The sequence below is a fragment of the Streptosporangium vulgare genome, assembly GCF_042428775.1.
GTDB lineage: Bacteria > Actinomycetota > Actinomycetes > Streptosporangiales > Streptosporangiaceae > Streptosporangium > Streptosporangium vulgare.
Map to the genome: position 1 here is coordinate 1 of NZ_JBHMBS010000036.1, position 22994 is coordinate 22994.

The 22994-nt window shown below is 69.5% G+C and carries 18 protein-coding genes; 8 read left to right on the forward strand and 10 right to left on the reverse strand.

Annotation, left to right across the window (positions count from 1 at the left end):
* From ACFFRH_RS39485 to ACFFRH_RS39500, 4 genes are all read right to left on the reverse strand, one after another.
* Positions 1-196: ATP-binding cassette domain-containing protein (locus ACFFRH_RS39485; protein WP_386162708.1), on the reverse strand; the 196-nt coding region annotated here is incomplete at its 3' end.
* 17 nt (positions 197-213) lie between these two features.
* The gene (locus tag ACFFRH_RS39490) at positions 214-1395 is read right to left on the reverse strand and encodes an ROK family protein (protein ID WP_344743727.1); all 1182 of its coding nucleotides are present in this window, start codon (positions 1393-1395) and stop codon (positions 214-216) included.
* A 131-nt stretch (positions 1396-1526) separates the two neighbouring features.
* Positions 1527-5000: a ThuA domain-containing protein gene (locus ACFFRH_RS39495; protein WP_386162712.1), complete on the reverse strand. Its 3474-nt coding sequence runs from the start codon at positions 4998-5000 to the stop codon at positions 1527-1529.
* 503 nt (positions 5001-5503) lie between these two features.
* Complete coding sequence (locus ACFFRH_RS39500; RefSeq protein WP_344743730.1) at positions 5504-6400, reverse strand: SDR family oxidoreductase; 897 nt, start codon at positions 6398-6400, stop codon at positions 5504-5506.
* 424 nt (positions 6401-6824) lie between these two features.
* Between ACFFRH_RS39500 and ACFFRH_RS39505 the strand changes: the two genes are divergently transcribed.
* Positions 6825-7883, forward strand: coding sequence for an NAD(P)H-dependent amine dehydrogenase family protein (locus tag ACFFRH_RS39505; RefSeq protein WP_344743731.1), 1059 nt, complete (start codon positions 6825-6827; stop codon positions 7881-7883).
* Positions 7884-8415: 532 nt separating this feature from the next.
* Here the strand turns inward: ACFFRH_RS39505 and ACFFRH_RS39510 are convergent.
* The 3 genes from ACFFRH_RS39510 to ACFFRH_RS39520 form a co-directional block, all read right to left on the reverse strand.
* Entirely contained in the window at positions 8416-8922 is a 507-nt protein-coding gene (locus ACFFRH_RS39510) for a flavin reductase family protein (protein WP_344743733.1), read from the reverse strand.
* Between the two features lie 122 nt (positions 8923-9044).
* Positions 9045-9563 (reverse strand): NADPH-dependent FMN reductase, encoded by a 519-nt coding sequence (locus ACFFRH_RS39515; protein ID WP_344743758.1) that lies wholly within the window; start codon positions 9561-9563, stop codon positions 9045-9047.
* Entirely contained in the window at positions 9560-10342 is a 783-nt protein-coding gene (locus tag ACFFRH_RS39520; protein WP_386162717.1) for an ABC transporter ATP-binding protein, read from the reverse strand. The genes ACFFRH_RS39515 and ACFFRH_RS39520 overlap by 4 nt, the downstream gene beginning before the upstream one ends.
* Before the next feature lie 308 nt (positions 10343-10650).
* Here ACFFRH_RS39520 and ACFFRH_RS39525 point away from each other — a divergent pair, with 308 nt between their 5' ends.
* Entirely contained in the window at positions 10651-11544 is an 894-nt protein-coding gene (locus tag ACFFRH_RS39525; RefSeq protein ID WP_344743735.1) for a glutathione S-transferase family protein, read from the forward strand.
* A 260-nt stretch (positions 11545-11804) separates the two neighbouring features.
* Positions 11805-14342 (forward strand): glycoside hydrolase family 9 protein, encoded by a 2538-nt coding sequence (locus ACFFRH_RS39530; protein ID WP_344743737.1) that lies wholly within the window; start codon positions 11805-11807, stop codon positions 14340-14342.
* A 45-nt stretch (positions 14343-14387) separates the two neighbouring features.
* Here the strand turns inward: ACFFRH_RS39530 and ACFFRH_RS39535 are convergent, their stop codons facing one another.
* Both ACFFRH_RS39535 and ACFFRH_RS39540 read right to left on the reverse strand, forming a co-directional pair.
* Positions 14388-14723 (reverse strand): hypothetical protein, encoded by a 336-nt coding sequence (locus ACFFRH_RS39535; protein WP_386162721.1) that lies wholly within the window; start codon positions 14721-14723, stop codon positions 14388-14390.
* 141 nt (positions 14724-14864) lie between these two features.
* A complete protein-coding gene (locus ACFFRH_RS39540) occupies positions 14865-15323 on the reverse strand; it encodes a helix-turn-helix domain-containing protein (RefSeq protein WP_344743740.1) in 459 nt (152 codons plus the stop codon).
* Between the two features lie 91 nt (positions 15324-15414).
* Between ACFFRH_RS39540 and ACFFRH_RS39545 the strand changes: the two genes are divergently transcribed.
* The 5 genes from ACFFRH_RS39545 to ACFFRH_RS39565 all read left to right on the forward strand — a co-directional run bounded on the left by ACFFRH_RS39545 (position 15415) and on the right by ACFFRH_RS39565 (position 21921).
* Positions 15415-16080 (forward strand): B3/B4 domain-containing protein, encoded by a 666-nt coding sequence (locus ACFFRH_RS39545; protein ID WP_386162724.1) that lies wholly within the window; start codon positions 15415-15417, stop codon positions 16078-16080.
* A 193-nt stretch (positions 16081-16273) separates the two neighbouring features.
* A complete protein-coding gene (locus tag ACFFRH_RS39550; protein ID WP_386162727.1) occupies positions 16274-19975 on the forward strand; it encodes a multifunctional oxoglutarate decarboxylase/oxoglutarate dehydrogenase thiamine pyrophosphate-binding subunit/dihydrolipoyllysine-residue succinyltransferase subunit in 3702 nt (1233 codons plus the stop codon).
* A 194-nt stretch (positions 19976-20169) separates the two neighbouring features.
* Positions 20170-20346: a DUF6104 family protein gene (locus ACFFRH_RS39555; protein WP_329094229.1), complete on the forward strand. Its 177-nt coding sequence runs from the start codon at positions 20170-20172 to the stop codon at positions 20344-20346.
* 70 nt (positions 20347-20416) lie between these two features.
* The gene (locus tag ACFFRH_RS39560) at positions 20417-21214 is read left to right on the forward strand and encodes a DUF4097 family beta strand repeat-containing protein (RefSeq protein WP_344743749.1); all 798 of its coding nucleotides are present in this window, start codon (positions 20417-20419) and stop codon (positions 21212-21214) included.
* Positions 21211-21921 (forward strand): PadR family transcriptional regulator, encoded by a 711-nt coding sequence (locus ACFFRH_RS39565; RefSeq protein WP_344743751.1) that lies wholly within the window; start codon positions 21211-21213, stop codon positions 21919-21921. The genes ACFFRH_RS39560 and ACFFRH_RS39565 overlap by 4 nt, the downstream gene beginning before the upstream one ends.
* Before the next feature lie 33 nt (positions 21922-21954).
* Here the strand turns inward: ACFFRH_RS39565 and ACFFRH_RS39570 are convergent, their stop codons facing one another.
* Positions 21955-22917 (reverse strand): zinc-binding dehydrogenase, encoded by a 963-nt coding sequence (locus ACFFRH_RS39570; protein ID WP_344743752.1) that lies wholly within the window; start codon positions 22915-22917, stop codon positions 21955-21957.
* Positions 22918-22994: the final 77 nt, after the last annotated feature.

The following is a 22994-nucleotide window of genomic DNA, read 5'->3' on the forward strand; positions in this document are numbered from 1 at the left end:
ACGTGATCGTCCCCTCGTCGGGCTGGTGAGCGCCCGCCAGGGTCTTGATCAAAGTGGACTTCCCGGCGCCGTTCTGGCCGAGCAGGCAGTGCACCTCTCCGGGCAGCACTTCCAGGTCGACGCCGTCGAGGGCGCGTACTCCGGGGAACTGCTTGACGATCCCGCGCATGAGGAGCAGGGGAGTGGCTTCTGACATGGGGCCTCGCTGGTTCATCATGGGGCCGAGAGGACGTGGTCGCTGCCGAGCCTGGCCGCGCCGACCACTCCGGCGTCGGGTCCGAGCTCCGAGAGCACGATGGGCAGATTGCCGGTCGCCAGGGGCAGCGACCGGCGGTAGACGACGCTTCTGATCTCCGCCAGGAGGACGTGGCCCAGCTGGGCCACCCCTCCCGCGACGATCACGAGGCCGGGGTTGAAGAAGCTGACGAGACCGGCCAGCACCGTGCCGACCCTGCGGCCGCCGTCGCGGATGAGCCGCACCGCCTCGGGGTCACCCATCTCGGCGGCCGTGGAGACGTCCTCGGCGGTGAGGGTGCCCGTCTGGTCGAGCCGCCGGCCCAGGTAGGGCGAGCGCCCGGCGATGGCCGTGGCCTCCCTGGCGAGGGCGGTCCCACCGAAGTAGGCCTCCAGGCAGCCGACGTTGCCGCAGGCGCAGACGGGGCCCTGGTCGTCGACGCGGATGTGGCCGATGTCTCCGGCGCTGCCGGAGACACCCCGGTAGATCTTGCCGTCCACCACGATGCCGCAGCCGATGCCGGTGCCGATCTTGACGAGCAGGAAGTCGTCCACCTGCCTGGCGAGCCCCGAGTGGAGCTCGCCGAGGGCCATGATGTTGACGTCGTTGTCGACCACGGCCGGGCAGCCAAGGGCCTGGCCGACCGCCTCCCTGACGGGATAGCGGTCCCAGCCGGGCATTATCGGGGGCGCGACCGGTACCCCCTCGCGGAAGCTCACCGGCCCCGGAACGCCGATCCCCGCGCCGTGCAGCTCGGTGAACAGGCCCTGCTCGCCCAGCTTGGCGATCATCTCCATCGCCTGGTCGAGCACGACCACCGGGCCGTCGCGCACGTCGCACCGCTGGCTCAGCTGGCCGAGGATCTCCAGCTCGCCGTCGGTGACGACCACGTCGATGGAGGTGGCGCCGATGTCGATCCCGGCGAAGCGGAGGTCTCCGCAGAGCCGTACCAGACCGGACCTGCGCCCGCCGCGCGAGGCCGCGAGCCCCGCCTGCTCTGCCAGGCGCAGCTCGATGAGCCGGTCGAGCTCCAGGTTGAGCCGGGAACGCGAAAGCGCGGTCACGTCGCCGAGCTCGGCGCGCGACCGCGCTCTCTCACGCAGCAGCCGGAGCAGCGCAGCCTGGTGCGCGTTCTCCGGCCGCGCGACGGTCCGCTTCACAACACCCTCCCTGTTCCGAGCAGGTGTGCAGAAGCTAACCCTCTTTAGACAGGTTTGTGAATCACTTTTACCTAACAGTTCGCCGACTTTTGCCGCGATCGGCAAAAGTCGGCGAACTTGACCCGCTCCGGTCAGCTCACCCGGGTGAGCCGCCACTGCTGGTTCGTGCCGCTCCCGCAGGTGGCCTGGGTGAGCTGCGTGCCGTTGGCCGTCGAGGCGCCGGGCACCTCAAGGCAGAGGCCGCTGGCCGCCGAGGCGATCCTGTAGGTGCCGTTGGACCCGGCCGTGAACCTCCACTGCTGGTTCGCGGCGCTGTGACAGGTCCACTGGATGATCAGCGCTCCCGACGCGGTGGAGGCGCCGTTCACGTCCAGGCACTTGCTGCTCTGAACCCCGGTGAGGGTGAAGGCGCCGTTGGCCGCGGCGCCGAACCTCCACTGCTGGTTCGTGCCGGTGCCGGCCGTCCACTGGACCACCTTGGCGCCGTCGGCGGTGGACTGGCCCTCGACGTCGGCCGCCTTGGAACTGTGCGCGGCGACCATCGTGTAGACGCCTCCGGCCACCGGCCCGGTCGAGCCTCCTGTCGTGTTCAGGGTGAAGGAGTCGAGATCGAACTGGTTCGCCGCGGAGGGCTTGAACACCAGGTACAGCGGGTGGCTGCCGGACAGCGACGACAGGGACGTGGCGGCCGTCTGCTGGTAGGTGTCCCAGCCTCCGGTGCTCGGCACGGTCGTGGTGGACAGCAGCTGCCCGGTGGGCGAGTCGGCGCGCAGCTCGATGGTGCCGCCGCCCGACGGCGAGGACAGCCGGTAGGACACCGACGTGATCCCCTGGACGCTCATCGGCGAGAAGGAGATCCAGTCGCCGCTGGAGATGTCCCCGACACGCTTGCCGGCCTGCGCGCCGGCCTGCTCGACGACCCGGATCCCGGAGGAGCCGGTGAAGTACTCGGCCTGCTTCTGCCTGGGCTGCAGGATCAGGTTCGCGGTGTTGGACAGGCCGCCCGCGTCGGTGTAGGTCGCGGTGAGGACGTAGAAGGTGTTGGCGTCGGCGTCGTGTCCGGAGTTCGTGGTCACCACGGTCCCCGAGCAGCCGGTGAACTGGCCCGTGTCATGGCTGTGGGTGTCGTGGCCGAGCGCCGTGATCACCGTGACCTTGGAACAGTCGATCGTGCCGTCCTCGGCGTCGGTGACGGTCACCGTGTACGGGACCGAGTCGCCGAAGTTGATGGTCGTGCCGTCGGGCGGCGAGCCGAACCTCACGACCGGCGCGGTGTTGCCGACCGTGATGGGCACCGTCGCCGAGCCGCTCTTGCCCGACGGGTCGGTGATCGTGAGCCTGGCGGTGTAGTTGCCGTTGGCGGTGTAGGTGAACGAGGGGTTCGCCGCGGTGGAGTCGGTCGAGCCGTTGCTGGTGAAGTCCCACGCGTAGGTGAACGCGTCGCCGTCGGGGTCGGCGGAGCCGGCCGAGGAGAACTGGACGGTGAGCGGGGCCTGGCCCGAGGTGGGCGCCCCGCTCGCCTTCGCGACCGGGGAGCGCGAGCCGCCGTTGATGTAGTCGATGCGGTAGACGCCGTCGTCGGGGTTGGTGCCGCCGTAGCCGACCCCCCACTCGATCAGGTACATCGCGCCGTCGGGGCCGAACTTCATGTCCAGCGGCGACCTGAACCCGAGGTTGGACAGGAAGCGGTTGGTCTTCAGGATGTTGCCGCTGCCGTCCAGCCGCATCTCCATCAGGTAGTTGCGGCTCCACTCGTAGAAGAACGGGGTGTCGTCGAAGTACGCGGGGAACTTCGTCTCCGAGGGGTTGGCCGCGTCGTAGTGGTAGAACGGCCCGCCCATCGGGGCCGCGCCGCCGCCGGTGCCCATCTCCGGCCACTCGGGCACGAGGTGGTAGTTGTACCAGACGGTGGCGGGCTTGACCGCGGGCAGGTTCGTCAGGCCCGTGTTGTTGGGCGAGTTGTTCACCGGCGCCGAGCAGTTGAACTTCGCCCCCGAGGTGGAGGTGGCGAAGTTGTAGTCGTTGAACGGGATGTTGTTGCCGACGCAGTACGGCCAGCCGTAGAAGCCGGGCGACTTGATCAGGTTCCACTCGACGGTGCCCTCGGGCCCGCGGTTGGCGTTGGCCGATCCCGCGTCGGGGCCGTAGTCGGCCATCGAGATCCAGCCGGTCTCGGAGTCCACCGAGAACCTGAACGGGTTGCGGAAGCCCATCGCGTAGATCTCCGGGCGGGTCTGCGCGGTGCCCGGCGCGAACATGTTGCCCGAGGGGATCGTGTAGGTGCCGTTGCTCTCCGGGTGGATCCGCAGGATCTTGCCGCGCAGGTCGTTGGTGTTGGCGCTGGTCTTCTGCGCGTCGAAGTTGGAGCGGCCGGAACGCTCGTCGATCGGCGCGTACCCGTCGGAGGAGAAGGGGTTGATGTCGTCGCCGACGCCGATGTAGAGGTTCCCGCCGGGCCCGAAGGTGAGGTACCCGCCGGTGTGCCCCGGCTCGTCGACCCTGGTGGCCGGGATGGCGAGAAGCTTCTTCTCACTGGACAGGTCGAGGGTGTCGCCGTTCAGGGTGAACCGGGAGACCTGGTTGATCGCCGAGGAACCGGTCGGCGAGTAGTTGAGGTAGACCCAGCGGTTGGTCGCGAAACCCGGGTCCAGGGCGATGCCGATCAGCCCGTCCTCGCCGCCGGTGTAGACGCTCAGCGTGCCGGTGGTCACGATCTGGCCGTTGCTCTTGCGGACCAGCATGAGCTTGCCGGATCGGGCGATGTAGTAGACGTCGCCGTTGGGGGCGATGTCCAGGCCCATCGGCTGGTCGGGCGCGCCGTCGAGCGTCACCTTCTGGTACCGGTTCCACACGGTGCCGCCGCAGTCGCCCGCGGCGTTGCCGGCCGCCCACTTGACGCCGCCGAGCACGTGCTGGCGGAAGTAGGTCTCGCTGTAGGCGCCGTTCTCGTGGCCCATCGCGGTCGCCCACACACGCCCGCCCTCGGCGTTGCGGCACCAGGAGATCGGGTGGTCGGCGCCCATCTTGCTGCCGCCGGCGTCGTAGGTGCTCTCGTCGGCGGCGACCAGGACGTGGACGTCACCCCGCATGTTCTTGCTGAAGTTGTACCACTCCTCGGTACGCGTCCAGCGGTCGGGCAGGCCCACGGTGGAGGGGTGCTTCTTGTCCAGGACCTTGGCGGTGCCCTGCACGATGCTGGAGTGCGCGGTCATGTGCGCGCCGCCCAGGACGAGCTGGTCCCACCAGGGGAACTGGGTCTCGATGTTCATGTCGGTGGTGTTGTGGATCGCCACGATCCCGCCGCCGTTGTTGACGTACCTCTGCATGGCCTGACGCTGGGCGTCGTTGTCCCAGACCATGCCGGAGTTCTGCAGCATGATGATCGCGTTGAAGCCCGCCAGGTTCGCGTCGCTGAACACGCTCGAGTTCGCGGACTGGACGACCTCGAAGTCGTTGGCGGCGGCGAGTTGCTGGACCATCGTGACACCGGACGCGATCGAGCCGTGCACGTAGTCGGCCGTCTCGGTGAACAGCAGTACCCGGAAGGCGGCGGCCGCCTTCGCTGATCCCGCGCTCGCCGAGGCCATCGAGAGGCCGGAGAACACGGATAACAGGAGCAGGACCGGGACCATTAAGGCGGTGAACGGGCGGCGCATGGAATCTCCTGGGGGGAGACGCATGGAAATCTCCTGGGGGATGAGAAGGACATGCGAAACTCACCGGGCGGCCTAGGCGGGCAGACCGGTCGTGATGCCGGGAGAGGATGGCAGGAAATCGCGAAATCTGCTGTTTTCTGGCTTATTTCCTCCCTATTTCAGGATGGTAAGGACGAGTTCTGTCGACCGTCAAGCAAAAGATTGCTCGGGGCAGGCAGAACCTCCCGCCACCCGCCCGCGAAAGCGAACCCCCTCCGTACGAACCGATTCGACCTCCTACCGGGCATTTCATCTGATTCGCATAACTTCACGGCTCTCTCCGGACCGTTCCAGAACGGCCGGAAACTATCGGGGAGCGCCAGGAAACTTTCAGACGGGGCACCGAAAAGGGCGCCCTCGAGACGAGAGCGCCCGTGAACGTCCGACCGGCCGGCGCGGTCAGCGCGTGCCCGTCAGAGCATCGCCTTCATCGAGGCGGTCGCCTGCTGGCCGAGGGTGGTCGGGGTCAGGTACGGCTGCTCGGCGAGGATCGCCTCCCAGTTGTCCCGGATGTCCTCGACGGTGTGGTCGTCCTGCCGCCAGCCGGGCCCCTCGGCCACGAACACCCGGGCGATCCGGCCGCCGCCGACGCTGAAGACCTCGCCGCTGGTCTCGCAGGCCTCGTGCGCCAGGAAGGTCACCAGGGCGCTGACCCGCTCCGGGGTGAACCTGGCCTCGAACTCGGCGGGCAGGATCTCCTCGGTCATCCGGGTCCAGGCGATCGGCGCGATCGCGTTGGCCTTGATCCCGGCCCTGGCGCCCTCGATGCCGAGCGTCTTGGTGAGGCCCACCAGGCCCATCTTCGCGGTGGAGTAGTTGGCCTGGCCGAAGTTGCCGAACAGCCCGGCGGGCGAGGAGGTGTTGACGATCCGGCCGTACCCCTGCTCCTTGAGGTAGGGGAACGCCGCCCGGCTGACCAGGAACGACCCGCGGACGTGGACGGCGAGGACCTGGTCGAACTCCTCGACGCTGATCTTGCCGAAGGACTTGTCCCGCAGGATGCCCGCGTTGTTGACGACGATGTCCAGCCGTCCGTAGGCGTCGATCGCGGTCCGTACGATCGCCTGGGCCCCCTCGGGGGTCGCGACGTTGTCGGTGCTGGCGGTCGCCTCCCCGCCGTTCTTCCTGATCAGCTCGACCACCTCGGCGGCCGGGCCCGCGGAGGCGCCGGTGCCGTCCAGTGCCCCGCCCAGGTCGTTGACCACCACCTTGGCGCCGCGCTCGGCGAGCGACAGCGCGTGCGAGCGGCCGAGTCCGTGCCCGGCGCCGGTGATGACCGCGACCCTGCCGTCAAACCGCAGCTCTGACATCCGCAACCCTCCCACGAGAATATAATTCTAGTCGTCTGAACAATAGCTCGCCCGGCCCTCGTGATGCCATGGGCATCCCCCGGCGCGATGCCACGGGGCGCCGTGAAGGCGCCCGGGACACCACCCCCGAAACCTTCGGGGCGACGCCCCGCCCGACGCCCGTCCGGCGCGCCGCGAGCCGCCGACGGGGCCTTCACGCAACCACGGAGACAAGGCGCGGAGATAAGCCCGGAGACGAGCGCCGAGATAAGCGTGGAGACAAGGCGCGGGATGGTAACCAAAAACGCGTTGGATCATTGCGCATAGTAAGCACGCGTGTTAATTTCTGCTAAAGTTTTTGCCCCACACGGGCGAGGGTCAACGACGACACCCCTCACTTCTTCTCAGTATGGCCCCGCCCAATATTTTGGGCTGGAGGCCCTATATGTCCTTATCGCCGCCCCTGCGCGTGGTCCAATGGGCCACGGGCGCCGTCGGCAGATACTCCCTGCGCAACGTGATCACCCGGCCGGAGTTCGAACTGGCCGGGGTCCTGGTCTACGACCCGGACAAGGTGGGACAGGACGCGGGGACCCTCGTGGGGCTCCCCGAGGCCGGTGTCACCTGCACCGACGACGTCGAGGAGATTCTCGCCACGAAGGCCGACTGCGTGCTGCACATGCCGCTGCCGGCGTCCTACTTCGGCGGGGAGCATCCGAGCGACGTGGAGACCATCTGCGCACTGCTCGCCGCCGGCAAGAACGTCATCACCACCACCGGGTTCGTGTATCCCAAGTGCTACGGCCCCGGAGTGGTGGAGCGCCTGGAGGCCGCCTGCCGGGCGGGAGGGACGTCCCTGCACGGCACCGGCGTCAATCCCGGTTTCATGAGCGACATCCTGCCGCTCACTCTGACCGGGCTGTCCAGCCGCGTCGACCACATCTACGTCCGGGAGTCGTCCGACTTCCGGGGTCACCCGTCCCGGCAGATCGTGGTGGACCTGTTCGGCTTCACCCGTTCGGCCAAGGACTACGTCGCGGCCGTACGCCCCTTCCGCGCCTTCCAGCGTTCGCTGTTCGCCGAGAGCGTCCAGTTCGTGGCCGACAACCTCGGGGTGGCCCTCGACGAGGTCGAGGAGAGCGACGAGTTCGAGCTCGCGTCCGAGGAGTTCGAGATCACCGCGGGAGTGGTCAGGGCGGGCACCGTGTGCGCGTCCCGCTGGATGTTCAGCGGGCTGGTCCGCGGCCGTCCCTTCATGACCGTGGAGTGCGTCTACAAGGCGGACTCCACCCGGGTGGAGCGCTGGGCCGATCCCGGCTTCAGCGTCCACATCGAGGGCGTGCCCCAGCTGATGCTCACCGTGGACGAGATCTCGCACGGCCTGGCCGCTGCCGCCGCCCACGCCGTGAACTCCGTCGCCGCCCTCTGCGCCGCCCCGCCGGGCATCCGCACCGCGCTGGAGCTCCCCCTGGCCACCGGCCGGGGTACCGTCCGCCTCGCCTGAGGATCCTCCTCGGCCCCCCTCCGAGGTGTCCGGCGAGTGGACATCCCCCCGGCTCCGCCCCACGGGCGGACCTGACGAGCCGCACAGTGAGCCCGGGTACGACCTGACGAGCCGCACAGTGAGCCCGGGTACGACCGGTAGAAGCCTGACTTACGACAACTGGCGCACGCGACGCCATCGGCGAGAAATCGCGGCATTTAGCATTTTATTCAACAAACGGATTCGTGGACGTTCGCGAGCGCGCCGATAAACCTTTTCGGGTGCGTCGACACGCCGGGTGCGCCGATCGCCCGCGACGCCCCCGGGGCTCCTGGGCCCCAGGGCCTCCGCGCCGCGCTCCCCCTCCCGCGACGCCCTCGTCCCGGGTGCCCCCGCCCCGCACCGGTCCCGTTCCCCGTCGGCCCCGGCCCCCGTTCCCCTCCCCGTACCGCGCCGCCCGTGAGGAACACCCGCACGGGCGTTCCTCACGGGATCGGCCGGAGGGTCCCGAAGGATCCGCAGGTCAAGAGGGGGCGAGAGGCATCGAGGGGCATCAGGTGTGAGGGGTGAAGCGCCCGAAGCGGCCCTGGTGATAGAGCAGCGGGCGCCCGCCCGGTTCGAGGCTGGTCTCGATCACGAGCCCGACGACCAGGACGTGGTCACCGATGTCGACGGTGGAGTGGGGAGCGCAGACCAGGTGGGCCGAGACGCCGTCCAGCAGCGGGACGCCCAGGTGCCCGGGGGTCCAGGAGGTGGGGGCGGCGAAACGGTCGACGCCCTTCCTGGCGAAGCGCGAGGCCACCTCCGCCTGGTCGCTGGCCAGCACGTTCACCGCGAAGTGATCGGCCCGCCGGAGCCAGGGCCAGGTGGTCGAGGACTGGTCCACGTAGAAGGAGACCAGCGGGGGCGTGAGGCTGACGGACGAGAACGAGGTGGCCGTGAGGCCGACCGGGACGCCCTCGACCTGCGCGGTGACGACGACGACCCCGGCCGCGTGGACGGCCAGTGCCTGCCGGAAACGCTCTGCGTCGACCGCTCTGCCGGACAGTGTCTCGGTCATGCCGCCTCGCTTAGGACTGTGTGGGTTACTGTAGAGATGATCCACTTGGTCACTTTTTCCCCTTTAAGGAACAAAGGACACTACTCAAAACCCGTGGGGGTCACTATCTCTTCCCGCTCCCATCAGGGAGCCCTTTTCCCGAGTGCCGCGATCACCTGCGGGCCGACCCGGTCGGCCCAGGGACCGAGAACGGCGTCGAGATCGGGAATCCGCGACTCCAGCAGCGCGAGGCCCGGAGTGGGCACGGTCGCCCCCAGCTCCACCAGCAACGGGCGGAGATGGACCTCCACGGCCAGCGAGTGCCTGGCGTCCCCCATCACCAGGAGCGGGAGCGCGACGGCCGAGGCGAGCGCGCCGCCCGGCAACCGGTCGAGGAAGACCTTGAGCAGGCCGGTGTAGGTGGCCTTGTAGGTCGGGCTCGCCACCACCAGCACGTCGGCTCCGGCCACCAGTTCCACCGCGGCCCTCACCTCCGGCGCCGTCTCCGGGGTGAACAGCAGCGGGGCGAGAGCCGCCAGGTCGACGACCTCGGGAGCCTCCCCGTCCCCGATCCGCCGGGCGACGGCCTCCGCCGCCCGGACGGCCACCCCGTGGGTGCGCGATCCCGGTCGCGGGTTTCCCACCACGGTCACGACGCTCATGAGGCCACCGGTGCTTTCTGGTCGACGTCGGAACGGAGAAGCCTCCACACCTCGTGGCGGTACTCCCCGAAGCGGGAACCGCCCCTCAGGTCGCCTTCGCGAGGACCGAGATCCACCTCGACGGGCCGCCCGATCCTTCCGGGCCGGGAGGTCATGACCGCGACCCTCCGGCCGAGGTAGACGGCCTCGTCGACGCTCCGGGTGGCGAACAGGACGGTCGTGCCGGTCTTCTCCCAGACGCGCGCCAGCTCCACCTGGAGCGACTCCCGGGTCCCGGCGTCCAGCGCGGCGAACGGCTCGTCGAGCAGCAGCACGGCCGGATCCGCGGCCAGGCTCCTGGCGATGGCCACGCGCTGGGGCATGCCGAGGGAGAGCTCGTGGGGGTAACGGTCCCCGAACTCGCCCAGCCCCACCAGGTCCAGGTACCCCCTGGCCAGCTCGGCGCGCTCGCGCTTCGTGGCGGCCCTGCCCTCCAGCGCGAACTCGATGTTGGACAGCGCCGTGCGCCAGGGGAACAGCGCGTACTGCTGCAGGACGATCCCCCGGTCGAGGCCGGGGCCGTCGAGGGGGACGCCGTCCAGCAGGATCCGGCCGGTGGTCGGCGCGGCCAGGCCGGCGATCAGGTCGAGGAGGGTGGACTTGCCGCAGCCGCTCGGCCCGACCAGCGTGAGCAGCTCTCCCTCCCGTACGTCGAGGTTGACGTCGTCGAGGGCGGCGAAGGAACGGTGGGTGTCACGGCCGGCGAACTCCTTGCCGACCCCCTGGATCCGGAGCCTCACCGGAGACCTCCCGGGAGAGGGAGAGCGGGGATGACGGGATCGGCGAGGAGGGGATTGCGGACATGTCTGATCATGATCACGAGATGCGTCCTGTGCGGTGTGGGTGGGGACGGCGGATGGATTCGTGATCACGGACACTGTGCGCTGAACACGCGGCAGAGATCGACGTGCGCGCACCGAGTCAGATAGATGCCCATACCGGAGAAACTACGCACCACTTCGCGGTAAGTCAATATTTCCTACTGGGTTTACATGAAATACCTGAGGAGCGGGTGCCCCCACGGCCGGAGGTCCCGTACCGTCGAGGGATGAAACTGGAAAAGGAGATCTCCGGCGGCGGTCGCTTCGAGAGGCAGCCGAACCGGTTCACGACGCGGATCGAGGCGGGCGGCGAGCACCCCCCGGAGCCCGGCCGCTACCAGATCTACGCCTCCTACGCCTGCCCGTGGGCGCACCGCTCGCTCATCGTCCGCGAGTTGCTGGGCCTGCGGGAGGTGGTCGGGGTGACGATCGTCGACCCGATCAGGGACGAGAAGGGCTGGCGGATCCCCGGGGGCGACCCGGTGACCGGGGTGGAGTACCTCTCCGAGCTCTATCTGGCGACCGACCCCGGCTACGAGGGCCGCTACACGGTGCCCTGCGTCTGGGACGTCGCCGCCAGGCGCCTGGTCACCAACGACTACCCGCAGATCACCCTCACCCTGGAGACGGCCTTCGCGCCGTGGCACGCCGAGGGCGCCCCGGACCTCTACCCGGAGGAACTGCGCGAGGAGATCGACGCGCTCAACGAGGTAATCTTCCAGGGCCTCAACAACGGCGTCTACCGGGCCGGGTTCGCCCGCTCGCAGGAGGCGTACGACGAGGCGGTCACCGAGGTGTTCGCCACGCTCGACCTGCTGGAGGAGCGGCTGTCCACCCGCCGCCACCTGCACGGCGACGCGCTCACCGAGAGCGACGTGCGGCTCTACCCGACGCTCGCCAGGTTCGACGCCGTCTACAACTCGCACTTCAAGTGCGCGGTGCGGCGGCTCACCGACTATCCGGCCCTGTGGGCCTACGCCCGCCGCCTGTACGCCGTCCCCGCGTTCCGTGACACGACCGACTTCGACCAGATCAAGCGGCACTACTTCGTGACGCAGACGAACGTCAACCCGAGCGGGATCGTGCCCCGTGGACCGGAGATCGACTGGACCGCCCCCTGAGAGGCCCGGCGCCGCTCCCCCGGGCGTTCCCGGGACCACCCTCCGCGGCGGCCCCGGGGGCGTGAAAGTTTCATCGGACAAATCGGTCATTCGCCCGGTGAGCGAGCATCCCGGCACGGGGGCCGGTTGACGGTGGGCGAAACGCGCTGGAAACATCGGGCACCCAGGTTGTGGGAGCGCTCCCACTTGGATTCCCCCGACCGGGATCCTCGGACCCAAGCTCCCGCAACCTGGCACCTCCCCCGCCCAAAGGACCCTTCGTGATCAGACCACCTGCCTGGCTCGCCCTCGCCACGGCCGCCGCCCTGGTGACCCTGACCCCCCTGCCCGCCGCCGCCGACGGTCCCGAACAGATCGTCAACGGCACCTTCGACAGCGGCACCGCCCCGTGGTGGAGCACCGGCAACACCGCGCTGGAGGTCGAGAGCGGCCGCCTGTGCGCCGACGTCCCCGGCGGCACCGTCAACCCCTGGGACGTCATCATCGGCCAGAACGACATCCCCCTGGTCAAGGACGAGACCTACGAGTTCTCCTTCTTCGGGATCGCGACGCCGGGCCGGGTGGCCAAGGCCCTCGTCCAGCTCCCGGTGGACCCCTATACGCAGTATTTGTCGGCCAATCCCGAGCTGAGCGTGTCCGGTAACGACTACCGCTACACCTTCACCTCGCCCGTGGACCTGCCGGGCGCGCAGGTGGCGTTCCAGCTCGGGGGCAGCGCCACCCCGTGGAGGTTCTGCGTGGACAACGTCTCCCTCAAGGGCGGAGCCGAGCCCGACGTCTACAAGCCGGACACCGGGCCCCGCGTCCGGGTGAACATGGTCGGCTACCTGCCCTCGGGACCGAAGAACGCCACCCTCGTCACCGAGAAGACGGAGCCGGTCGGCTGGAAGCTCAGGCGCGGCGGGGAGGGCGGGGAGGTCGTCGCCGAGGGCGACACCGTCCCGCGCGGCGTCGACGGGAGCTCCGGCCAGAACACGCACTCGATCGACTTCGGCACGGTCACCGCGCCCGGCACCGGCTACACGCTGGAGGCCGACGGCGAGACCAGCCGCCCCTTCGACATCGGCGCGGACGTCTACGACGACCTCAGGACCGACGCGCTGAAGTTCTACTACACCCAGCGCAGCGGCATCCCGATCCTCGACGACCTGCGCCCCGGCTACGGAAGGCCCGCCGGGCACGTCGGGGTCGCCCCCAACCGGGGTGACGTCGCGGTGCCCTGCCAGCCGGGCGTCTGCGACTACACGCTGAACGTCAAGGGCGGCTGGTACGACGCGGGCGACCACGGCAAGTACGTCGTCAACGGCGGCATCTCCGTCCACCAGCTGATGTCCGCCTTCGAGCGCGCCAAGGCCGACGGCGTCCACAAGGACGGCGACCTCGACATCCCCGAGAGCGGCAACGGGGTGCCCGACATCCTCGACGAGGCCCGCTGGGAGCAGGAGTTCCTGCTCAGCATGCAGGTCCCCGACGGCAAGCCGTACGAGGGAATGGTCCACCACAAGATCCACGACGCCGCGTGGACCGGCCTGCCCCTGCTGCCCCACCTGGACCCCCAGCCACGCGAGCTGCACCCGGTCTCCACCGCCGCCACCCTCAACCTGGCCGCCACCGCGGCCCAGGCGGCCCGCCTCTTCGCCCCGTACGACGCCGCGTTCGCCGCGCGCAACCTCGCGGCGGCCAGGAAGGCGTGGGCGGCGGCGAAGGCGAACCCCGCGCGGTACGCGGACCCGGCGGACGGGGTGGGCGGCGGCGCCTACAACGACGACCACGTGGCCGACGAGTTCTACTGGGCCGCCGCCGAGCTCTATCTCGCCACCGGCGAGAAGGAGTTCAAGGACTACGTGCTCGCCTCGCCGCACCACACCGTCGACATCTGGCGCGAGCGCGGCTTCGACTGGGGCAACACCGCCCAGCTCGGCCGCCTGCAACTGGCCTCCGTGCCCAGCGCGCTCCCCGACCGGGCCCGGGTGCGCCGCTCGGTCCTGGAGGGCGCGGACAGGTATCTCGCCATCCAGAAGGCCCACCCGTACGGCGTCCCGTACAACCCGCCGGACTACGACTGGGGTTCCAACAACCTGGTGCTCAACAACATGGTCGTGATGGCCGTCGCCCACGACCTGAGCGGCGAGGCGAAGTATCGCGACGGGGTGCTGGAGGGGCTCGACTACCTCTTCGGGCGCAACGCCCTCAACCAGTCGTACGTGACCGGCTACGGCGAGGTCGCCTCGAAGAACCAGCACAGCCGCTGGTACGCCCACCAGCTCGACCCCTCCCTGCCCAACCCGCCGCGCGGCACCCTGGCCGGGGGGCCGAACTCCGCGATCCAGGACCCGGTGGCCCAGGCCAAGCTGCGAGGCTGCAAGCCCCAGTTCTGCTACATCGACGACATCGAGTCGTGGGCCACCAACGAGCTGACGATCAACTGGAACTCCCCGCTCGCCTGGATCGCCTCCTATCTCGCCACCCCCACCGCCACCGGACCGTGCGAGGTCACCTACACCAACCACGGCCAGTGGCCCGACGGGTTCAACACCCAGGTCACCGTCACCAACACCGGGACCGAGGCGATCGACGGCTGGAGCCTCAGCTGGTCCTTCCTGGGCGGCCAGGCCGTACGGCGGCACTGGAGCACCGACCTCACCCAGGAGGGGGCGACCGTGACGGCCAAGAACCTCGACTGGAACAAGACCATCAGGCCCGGCCGCTCGATCACCTTCGGCTTCATCGGCGCCGAGGCCCCCGGCCCCAACCCCAAACCGGAACGCTTCCTCCTCAACGGCACCCTCTGCAGGTGACCGTCGCGGAGCGGCCGCCTCCGGAGGTGGCCGCTCCGCACTTCCTCAGAGTCTCCGGCGCACGATCTGCTCGATCGCGGCCATCAGGCCCTGGTCCTCGATCAGCGGCGGTCCGCCGTCGTCACCACAGCAGGACGGCTTCGCGTGAGCGGTCTCGGCTCGATGACCCACGCGTCCGGGCAGATCGAACGCCTCCTCCAGAAACGCGTAAGGATCCGTGCGGTTGTCATGCTTCTCCAGGAGCAGGAACAGGACGGTGTCCACTTCCGGGAAGGAGATGACCAGCCGCCAGCCGTCGGAAAGCCTGATCACGCAGAATCGCGGCCAGTTCCCCGGACCGGACAGGCGGTAGTGCGCCGCGGCGCAGCCCCGCCGCGCCACCTCCCCGTGTACCCGGACGAACGCCTCCCGCACCCGCCGTGGGGTTCCGGCGTCGCGAACGACGGCGTCGACGCTCTTGGCGACCAGGACGCCGAAGCGTGGGAGCTCCGCGGGGGGGCTCGCCCCGGCGTTTCCTCTTGCTCACGGATCGAGCAGCTTCTTGAGATCATCCTCGTCGTACTCGACGAGGTCACCAGCCATCTGCGCGGCGTCCTGAGCCCTTTCGAGCAGGTCGCGATCCCTCAGCGCGTCGATGACTCGTGCCAACCTGCGCCGTCCGGGCTCGCCCTGCTCTGTCTCACGGACGACGGTCAGGACCTCGGCCAGCGAGGTGGCGGAGATTCTGGTCACCTTCTCACCGGGCACGGCCCGCAGGACGCCGTGCGCCATCCACGAGCGAACGGTGGGCACGCTCACCCCCAGCAACTCGGCCGCGCACGCCAGTTTCACCGCCGACGGACGTGGCCCCTGGTCGTGCCGGAGCGACATCCGCCGGATCGTCGCCTGCAGGGCACGATCCGACGCGCGGCATCGGGCCAGGGACAGGAGATCGGCGAGATCTTCCACGACCAGTCGAGCTTGCTCATCACGTACTCCCACACCCTTCAGGGTAGCCTTTCTTTCAAATATCACGCTCTATTTGAAAGAAGAATCCCGAGGTGGACGGTCGCGGGCGCCCTAAACTGGGGTCGTGATCGAGGATATTCGGGTGGATCCCGCCGTCAGCGCGCTCAGGCCGGACTTCGGGGTGCTGGTGATGGGGGTGTACGGGCTGCGCAACGGGCCCACCGACGACAGGTCGCGGGCCTGGCTGGCCGAGGCCGCGGAGAAGGCCGTGACCGTCGACGACCCGAGGGTCGAGGCGTGGCGGGAGGCCTACCGGGGCTTCGGGGCGAAGCCGCAGCGGACCAGGCCGTCGGTGGACGCGCTGGTCAGGCGGATGCCGCCGCCGGAGATCAACCAGGTGGTCGACGCCTACAACGCGATCAGCATCAGGCACGGCCTGCCGATCGGCGGCGAGGACCTGGCCCGCTACGAGGGGACGGCCAGGCTGGTGCGCGCGAGCGGCGACGAGCCGTTCGAGATCGTCGAGAAGGGCGAGCCCGCGATCGACCACCCGGAGGCCGGCGAGGTCGTCTGGCGCGACGACAGGGGTGTCACCTGCCGCCGCTGGAACTGGCGGCAGTGCGTCCGCACCCGGATCACCGAGGAGACGACGGACGCGCTGTTCCTGCTGGAGCGTCTCGCCCCCCTGTCCGCGGAGGAACTGCGCGCGGCCGGGGACGAGCTGACCGGGCTGCTCGAAGATGTCACCCCGGGGATACGGGTGGAATCCCGGCTGGTCTGGCCGGGCTGATCACGCCCGCCGGATCGGGCTGACCAGCGCCTGAGTGGGTAAACAGTTACCCGGTGGCTGACCGTTTTAACCCATGCTGAGAGGATCGGCAAGGAAGCTGCGGTCAGACTGGCGCAGGTCCGAGCCGAGGCGAGTAGCCTTGGACAGGTTCTCTATCATCAACGCCGATCTGCGGAAGAGGGCGATTTCCGCCGTGTCGTCTGAGTCGTCGCGGACAAACCCGCTGGCAGCCTTTGGTCAGAACGAATGGCTTGTCGACGAGCTGTACCAGAAGTACCTCCAGGACCCCGAGTCGGTCGACCGGGCCTGGTGGAACTTCTTTGCCGACTACAGCCCTGATTCGGGGTCCGGCCGTGCCGCCGCGCCCCAGGGGGCGGCTGCCGCCGCGCCCGCTCCACCGACACCCGCTGCGCCCTCGGCCCCCCCGGCTGCGGCTCAGGCCACCCCGGCCCCCGCGGCGACGACCCCAGCGCCGGAGGCGGCCAAGCCCGCCCCGGCGGCCCAACCCAAGCAGGAGACGCAGTTGCCCGCCGCCGCCGGTGCCGAGGAAGTCCGACTACGCGGCGCCGCCGCCAGGACAGCGGCCAACATGGAGGCCAGCCTCGTCGTGCCGACGGCGACCAGCGTGCGCGCGGTCCCGGCGAAGCTGCTCATCGACAACCGAATCGTGATCAACAACCACCTGTCGCGCGGTCGCGGCGGCAAGGTGTCGTTCACGCACCTCATCGGCTACGCGGTGATCAAGGCCCTCAAGGTCCTGCCGGAGATGAACCACTCCTACGCCGAGGTCGACGGCAAGCCGGTGCTGGTCAAGCCCGAGCACGTCAACCTGGGCCTGGCCATCGACGTCGCCAAGAGCGACGGCACCCGCCAGCTCCTGGTCCCGTCGATCAAGGCGACCGAGGGGATGGACTTCCGCCAGTTCTGGGTCGCGTACGAAGAGGTCGTGCGCAAGGCCAGGGCGGGCAAGCTGGGAGTCGACGACTTCAGCGGCACGACGATCTCCCTGACCAACCCGGGCACCATCGGCACCGTGCACTCGGTGCCGCGCCTGATGCCGGGACAGGGCACGATCATCGGCGTCGGCGCGATGGAGTACCCCGCCGAGTACCAGGGGGCCTCCCCCGACACGCTCTCCCGCCTCGCGGTGAGCAAGGTCATGACGATCACCAGCACGTACGACCACCGCATCATCCAGGGCGCCCAGTCGGGTGACTTCCTGCGGCAGGTCCACCGGCTGCTGCTCGGCGAGGACGGCTTCTACGACGAGATCTTCGAGGCCCTCCGGATCCCGTACGAGCCGATCCGCTGGGTCCAGGACATCTCGACCACCCATGACGACGACGTGGCGAAGTCGGCCCGGGTCATCGAGCTGATCCACGCCTTCCGGGTCCGCGGCCACCTCATGGCCGACACCGACCCGCTGGAGTACAAGCAGCGCAAGCACCCCGACCTCGACATCAAGTCGCACGGCCTCACCCTGTGGGACCTGGAGCGCGAGTTCGCCACCGGCGGCTTCGGCGGCCGGCCCCTGATGAAGCTGCGCGACATCCTCGGCGTGCTGCGTGACTCCTACTGCCGCACCATCGGCGTCGAGTACATGCACATGCAGAACCCCGAGGAGCGGGCCTGGATCCAGGCCCGCATCGAGCGGCCGCACGCCAAGCCCGACCGCGAGGAGCAGCTGCGCGTCCTGGAGCGGCTGAACACCGCCGAGGCGTTCGAGACGTTCCTGCAGACGAAGTTCGTCGGGCAGAAGCGCTTCTCGCTGGAGGGCGGCGAGTCGCTGATCCCGCTGCTCGACTCGGTGCTGAGCTCCGCGGCCGAGGAGCGGCTCGACGAGGCCGTGGTCGGCATGGCCCACCGCGGGCGCCTCAACGTGCTGGCCAACATCGTCGGCAAGTCGTACGGGCAGATCTTCGGCGAGTTCGAGGGCAACATCGACCCGCGCAGCGCCCACGGCTCCGGCGACGTGAAGTACCACCTGGGCGCCAGCGGCGACTTCGTCTCGCCCGACGGCTCCAAGCTCAAGACCTCGGTCGTGGCCAACCCCTCCCACCTGGAGACGGTCGACCCGGTCCTGGAGGGCGTGGTCCGCGCCAAGCAGGACCTCCTGGAGCGCGGCGAGGAGGGCTTCACCGTCCTGCCGGTGCTCGTCCACGGCGACGCGGCCTTCGCGGGCCAGGGCGTGGTGGCCGAGACGCTCAACCTGTCGCAGCTGCGGGGCTACCGCACCGGCGGCACCGTGCACATCGTGGTCAACAACCAGGTCGGCTTCACCACCAGCCCGGCCAGCTCGCGCTCCAGCGTGTACGCCACCGACGTGGCCCGGATGATCCAGGCCCCGATCTTCCACGTCAACGGCGACGACCCCGAGGCCGTGGTCCGGGTCGGCAGGCTCGCGTTCGAGTACCGCCAGGCGTTCCGCAAGGACGTGGTGATCGACCTCATCTGCTACCGGCGCCGGGGGCACAACGAGTCCGACAACCCGGGCTTCACCCAGCCGCTGATGTACGACCTGATCGACGCCAAGCGCTCCACCCGCAAGCTCTACACCGAGGCGCTGATCGGCCGGGGCGACATCACGGTGGAGGAGGCCGAGGGCGCGCTCCGCGACTACCAGGCCAAGCTGGAGAACGCCTTCGCCGAGACCCGCGCGGCGGCCAAGGACCCGACGGGCGAGTTCGCCCGCCCGGTCGACATGGAGACCGTCCCCTGGTCGCACGAGGACGTCAAGACGGCCGTCTCCGAGGAGACCGTCAAGCGGATCGTGGAGACCCAGCTCAACATGCCCGAGGGCTTCACCGTCCACCCGCGCCTGCTGCCGGTGCTGCAGCGCCGCGGGCAGATGGTCGCCGAGGACCGCATCGACTGGGGCATGGGCGAGACCCTCGCCTTCGGGTCGCTGCTGATCGACGGCCACCCGGTCCGCCTCGTCGGCCAGGACTCGCGGCGCGGCACGTTCACCCAGCGGCACGCCGTGCTGGTCGACCGGGTCACGGGCGAGGAGCACACCCCGCTCAAGACGTTCAACCAGGGCACCACGAAGTTCTACGTCTACGACTCCCTGCTGAGCGAGTACGCCGCGCTCGGCTTCGAGTACGGCTACAGCGTGGAGCGGCCCGAGGCGCTGGTCGCCTGGGAGGCGCAGTTCGGCGACTTCGTCAACGGCGCCCAGTCGATCATCGACGAGTACCTCACCTCGGGCGAGCAGAAGTGGGGCCAGCGCTCCGGCGTCACCCTGCTGCTGCCGCACGGCTACGAGGGACAGGGGCCCGACCACTCCTCGGCCCGCGTCGAGCGCTTCCTGCAGATGTGCGCCCAGGACAACATGACCGTGGCGCAGCCCACGGTCCCGGCCAACTACTTCCACCTGCTGCGCTGGCAGACGCTGTCTAACCGGCACCGCCCGCTGGTGGTGTTCACGCCCAAGTCGCTGCTGCGGCACAAGGCGGCGATCTCGGCGGTGAGCGACTTCACCTCGGGGTCGTTCCAGCCGGTGCTGGGCGACACCACGGCTCCCCCGGCCGGCGTCCGCAAGGTCGTGCTGGTCTCCGGCAAGCTCTACTACGACCTGGCGGCGGCCCGCGACAAGCAGGGGCGCGACGACGTGGCGATCGTCCGCCTGGAGCGTCTCTACCCCTTCCCCGGCGACCCGCTGGAGATCGAGCTGAGCCGCTACGCCGCCGACATCGAGCTGGTGTGGGCGCAGGACGAGCCGCTCAACATGGGCCCGTGGCCGTTCCTCGCGCTCAAGATGGCCGAGAACCCCGGGGTCTTCGGCGGGCGTTCGATCAAGCGGGTCTCCCGCAAGGCCAACTCCTCCCCGGCGACCGGCTCGCACTCCACCCACGAGGTGGAGCTGCAGCAGATGCTGGGCGAGATCTTCGGCTAGGCGACCACCGGCCCCGGCCGGTTCGCCGCAGGCGTCACCACGGAAGTCCCCCGCAGGAGCCTCTGCGGGGGACTTCCCCGTTATCGAGAGCGTCGTTCGTCATCGAGAGCGTCGTTCGTCGCGAGCCTCGTCACGAGACCGCGAGGACGACCACAGCGTCATCGGCGCCACCAGCGTCACCAAAGGAGAAAGTGATGTACTTCACCGACCGGGGCATCGAGGAGCTCGTCGCGCGCCGGGGCGAGGAGGAGGTCACCGTCGTGTGGCTCGCCGAGCGGCTGCGCGAGTTCGTCGACCTCAACCCCGACTTCGAGACGCCGGTGGAACGGCTGGCCACCTGGCTGGCCCGGCTGGACGACGAGGACGACTGAGAAAAACGCGATATATCTTGACCTTTCGACTGACGCGACATATCGTGTTCAGCATAAGGAGGTCATACCAATGCCGCAATGGACGATCGAGAAGCCAGAGCAGCTCACCTTTGACTCCGTCAGGAAACTCAACGTGCGGATCGTGGCGGGAAAGCTGGCGGTGCTCGCCAGCGACGGCCCCCCCACGCTTGAGGTCACCGAGATCGACAGCCCCCCGCTGCTCGTCACCCACGACGACGACGGCACACTCACCGTCACCTACAAGGACCTCACCTGGGACGGCCTGCTGGGCTGGCTGCGCCCCGGCCAGCGCCGGGCCACACTCGCGCTGACCGTGCCGAAGAACTGCCCGGTCAACGTGGGGGTCGTCTCCGCGTCCGCGGTCGTCGCCGGGTTCGAGGACCGCACCTCGGTCAGGAGCGTCTCGGGCGAGATCGTGCTCGACGGGGTGAGCGGCGAGATCAACGCCGACACCGTCTCCGGCGACGTCGAGAGCCGCGGCCTGGTCGGCGACCTGTCGTTCAAGAGCGTCTCCGGCGATCTCACCGTCGCCCAGGGCACGCCCCGGCGGCTGAGCGTCACCACCATCTCCGGCCGGATCACCGCCGATCTGGAACTCCCGCCGACCGGCCACGTCACGATGAACAGCGTCTCTGGCGACATCGTGCTCCGGCTCCCGCACGCGGTCGAGACCGACGTCAAGTTCCGCTCCACCTCGGGCAGGCTCGACGCGGCCTTCCCCGAACTCGACTACTCCGTACAGCCCGGCGCGAAGACCCTGGGCGGCCGGATCGGTGGCGGCATGGCGTCGCTGACGGCCAACACCGTCTCCGCCGACGTCACTCTTCTGAAGGGAGCCCAGGCATGAGCCCGGTCTTCGGCCACGGAAGGCTCCGGCTCTATCTCCTGAAGCTGCTGGAGGAGAGCCCGCGCCACGGCTACGAGGTGATCCGGCTGCTCCAGGATCGCTTCCTCGGCGTCTACTCCCCGTCCCCCGGCACGATCTACCCGCGCCTGGCCCGCCTGGAGGAGGAGGGCCTGGTCACCCACGAGGTCGTGGACGGCAAGAAGGTCTTCACCATCAGCGACCGGGGCCGCGACGAGCTCAACGAGCGGCTCGACGAACTCGCCGACCTGGAGCAGGAGATCTCCGACTCCGTCCGCGACATCGCCCGCGAGGTCAAGGAGGACGTCCGCGACACGGTCAAGTCGCTGCGCGAGGAGCTCACCCAGATGGCGCGGGACGTGCGCCAGAGTTCCGAGCAGGACCCGCGCAAGGCCTGGCGCGGGCAGAAGACGGAGTGGCAGCGCCAGAAGCGCGACTGGCAGCGCCAAGCCGGCGAGTGGCAGCGCCAGACCGGCGAGTGGAAGGACGAGTGGAAGCGCATCTGGGCCGACGGCTTCACCGGCGAGGGCTCGCGCGACGGAGACGCCCGGCTCGGGCAGATGCTGGCCGAGTTCGTCGAGGAGGTCCGCAGGGACGCGGCGGCCGCGCAGGTCAGCGAGGAGACCCTGGCGACCGCCCAGGACGCCCTGTACGACGCGGCCCGCCGCATCCGCGACGCGCTCCGATGAGCCCGGTGATCCTCCGTACGACGCCCGCCGGGCTCATCCCGGCAGGGTGAAGACGACCTTTCCGAAGAGCTCGCCCTCGTGCATCGCCGCGAAGCCCTCGCGGGCCTCGGTCAGCGGGAGGGAGCGGTCGATCAGCGGGCGAGTGCCGGTCTGCTCAAGGAAGCGGGCCAGCCTGCCCAGCTGGTCGCGGGTGCCCATGGTGGAGCCGACCACCGACAGCTGCAGGAAGAAGACGCGGTTCAGATCGGCCGGCGGGACGGCGCCGCTGGTCGCACCGGAGATCACGACCCGGCCGCCGGGGCGCAGCGCCTTCAGCGAGTGCCCCCAGGTGGCCTGGCCGACGGTCTCCATCACCGCGTCGACCCGCTCGGGCAGCCGGGCGCCGCTCTCGAAGACCTGGTCGGCGCCGAGTTCCAGGGCCCGCGCCCGCTTCTCCTCCGAACGGCTGGTCGCCCAGACCCGGTATCCCCCCGCCCTGCCCAGCAGGATCAGCGCGGTGGCCACGCCGCCGCCCGCCCCCTGGACCAGCACGGTCGAGCCCGGTTCGAGCCCGGCCTTGTCGAACAGCATCCGGTAGGCGGTCAGCCACGCCGTCGGCAGGCAGGCGGCCTCCTCGAAGCTGAGCGCGGCGGGCTTGGGCACGAGGTTGCGCCGGGGCACGGTGACCCGCTCGGCGAGGGTGCCGTCGTATTTCTCCGAGAGCAGCGAGCGCTTCGGGTCGAGCGTCTCGTCGGCACCGCTGCCGATCACCGAGTGCACGATGACCTCGTTGCCGTCCTCGTCGAGCCCGGCGGCGTCGGTGCCGAGCACCATCGGGAGCTGTTCCTGGCGGAGGCCTATCCCCCGCAGGCTGAACAGGTCGTGGTGGTTGAGCGAGGCGGCTCTCACCGTGACGGTGGTCCACCCGTCGGGAACCTCGGGTTCCGGGCGCTCACCGAGTGTGAGACCGGCGAGGGGATTGTCGGGATCGATCCGCGTGGCGGTTACAGCGAACATGGCCGCACCCTACGCCGTCCGCGCGGCGGCCACCGCGTACGGGGCCGTCCCTCACCTCCTCCGCGCGGCGACCACGA